Here is a 2,130-nt window from a genome sequence, read left to right as displayed (position 1 = left end):
TATGCAAGACGGACTGTAGACGCAGCCATCCGCGCCCAGTGGTGAGCAGGTTTCCAAAGGGCGGCTAGCTCTTTGGCCTACAGCGACGTAGTTGCGTAGTAGGTTAGGACCGAGATCAGCCCCCGATGCCAACACCACGCCCGCATCTCTCCCGCCCCATCGGGGGCGGCGGTGGTGGCTTTATTCGGAACTCGGATCATGCCACCCGACTCGGCGGGTTCCCGCGCTCCCCGTCCCTGCCCCTTCGGGGCGGGTCCCTCGCCCAGCGCGGCAGCGGCGCCGCTGCCCGCCTCGATCGGCAGTCGTGCCGTGCATGGGCCTGATGGTCTGCCAAGGGATCGATGTGGACTTGGCTGCCGTCCCCATAGCTGGCGACTGTGCCGGACCAGACAAAGATACACTCCGTCAATAAGAAATTTTTATCAGTGTTTAGCGGCTAAACACTAGCTTATAGTAATGTGTAAAGTGCAGAATCCCGGGGCGAGCTGTGCAGTGCTGGCGACCGTGCAGGCCTAGCGTACAGCGGCGGGACGAAGGCTACCGGGTAGCCGAAAATAATGGTAACGCAAGATAAAGCCTACCGGCAAAAGGGGAATCTCAACTCGGCTACTCTCACTGATCTCTGGTGTTGGCTACTCGGTAGCCGTCGGTAGCCGTCTATCAGCGTACAGCGGCTGTACGCCGATAAAAATTTCTTATCCTACCTTGGTTCCAGATCGACAGATCAGAAACCTAAACCCGTCTGCCCGAGACCTAGCGAACGGAGTGAGCGCAGGGCGCAGGGCAGATTAAAACCGTCGAAGGACTGAGCAGTCGTAGATTGTGGCTCCGGTCTGAGATTGGGGGTGCATCGAGGCCCGCCCTCTATAGAATAGAAGAGAGAATTTCTATCTTATTGATTATAAACGGTTATATTTTTTCTGTTGTAACACCAGCTGTGATACATCGATGTAACACCAGCTGTGTTACAGATTGGTATATGATCCTTCAATTTTGGTATATGATATACCATTATTGATACATTGATATATCGATGGGGGATTGAAGCCATGGACGTAATCACAGAGGCGGACGGGAAGGCGCGGCTAAGAGACCTACAGGAAGCGGAAGAGAAAGCGCTAGAAGAGCGCGAAGAAGCGAAAAAGAACCACGGATTCACTCAGACATATCCGAAAGGCTGGCAGCGCATCAGAGAGCTTGCTAAAGGCAACCCGGGTGCGACTGGACTGTATGCGTTCTTTGCCGAGCATATAGATCCGTCTTGCGGGGCAGTAGTGGCCGATCAGGCTTTTCTCGCTAAACAAATGGGCGTGAGCCGAATGACTATTTTTCGGTGGCTGAATTACTTAGAAGAAAAACAGGCGGTAATACGCATACCCGTAGCGGGTAAAGTTTGCGCTTATGCGCTCAATCCACACGAGGTGTGGAAGGGCTATAACACCAGCAAAGATTACGCCGCATTTGTCACCAAGACGCTGGTTAATAAGGACGAGGCAATCCAGCGGCGGATCATGTCAATGTTTAAGGCAAGTGAACCAACGGAGCATGCGAATGGGCAAGATGGATGATGCCTTACAGGTTTCAGGATTTGACCCTGAAGCGGTTGACTTAGACTTGCTGATCGGCTGGTTTGCTTTGCTCAAAAAATGGTCCGTCGCAGAACACCACTTACTCGCGTTAGGGAAAAAGAGCCTTTGCGGAGAGATTCGAGACAATGGTCGCCGGCTACGGATGAAACTAGAGGGCGGACATGAACATGATACCCAATAAAGCCACCACCCCGCCCCCCTTAGGGGCGGGAGAGACAAAAGCCCAGGCTCTGGAGTTCATCCGCTTTTTGCTCCATCACGTCGCAGTTCTGGAGTTTGCCGCTGGTGTGTACTCTGCAGAGACTCGCAAAGTAGATCGCGTGCTGCCTGCCCGCTTGCGTGTAACTAGCATTGCAGACTGGGGCAGGCTTGAGCCTTGGCTGAGAGCACAAAACTCTCAGCAACCAGCGAACGTCTGGACGCGGCCAGCCGTGCCAGAGCACCCGATCATCATGCTAGACGACCTGCCGACCGCTAAAGCGCTGGCTGTCGCTCAGAAATACCGTGGCGCGGCTGTAGAGACATCGCCCGGTAACGCTCA

Annotated in this window: 3 protein-coding genes; all 3 read left to right on the top strand. The window is 54.3% G+C overall.

Features of this window, described 5'->3' with window-relative positions:
• Positions 1-1,049 precede the first annotated feature (1,049 nt).
• The gene (locus RTI30_RS14180) at positions 1,050-1,568 is read left to right on the top strand and encodes a helix-turn-helix domain-containing protein (protein WP_312284144.1); all 519 of its coding nucleotides are present in this window, start codon (positions 1,050-1,052) and stop codon (positions 1,566-1,568) included.
• Positions 1,552-1,770: a hypothetical protein gene (locus RTI30_RS14175; RefSeq protein ID WP_312284143.1), complete on the top strand. Its 219-nt coding sequence runs from the start codon at positions 1,552-1,554 to the stop codon at positions 1,768-1,770. The genes RTI30_RS14180 and RTI30_RS14175 overlap by 17 nt, the downstream gene beginning before the upstream one ends.
• Positions 1,751-2,130, top strand: a 380-nt coding sequence (locus tag RTI30_RS14170; RefSeq protein WP_312284142.1) for a hypothetical protein, incomplete at its 3' end; no start/stop codon positions are given. The genes RTI30_RS14175 and RTI30_RS14170, both read left to right, overlap by 20 nt.

The sequence above is a fragment of the Candidatus Igneacidithiobacillus taiwanensis genome, assembly GCF_031962545.1.
GTDB classification, from domain to species: domain Bacteria; phylum Pseudomonadota; class Gammaproteobacteria; order Acidithiobacillales; family Acidithiobacillaceae; genus Igneacidithiobacillus; species Igneacidithiobacillus taiwanensis.
This window is presented reverse-complemented; position numbering and strand designations above follow the sequence as displayed.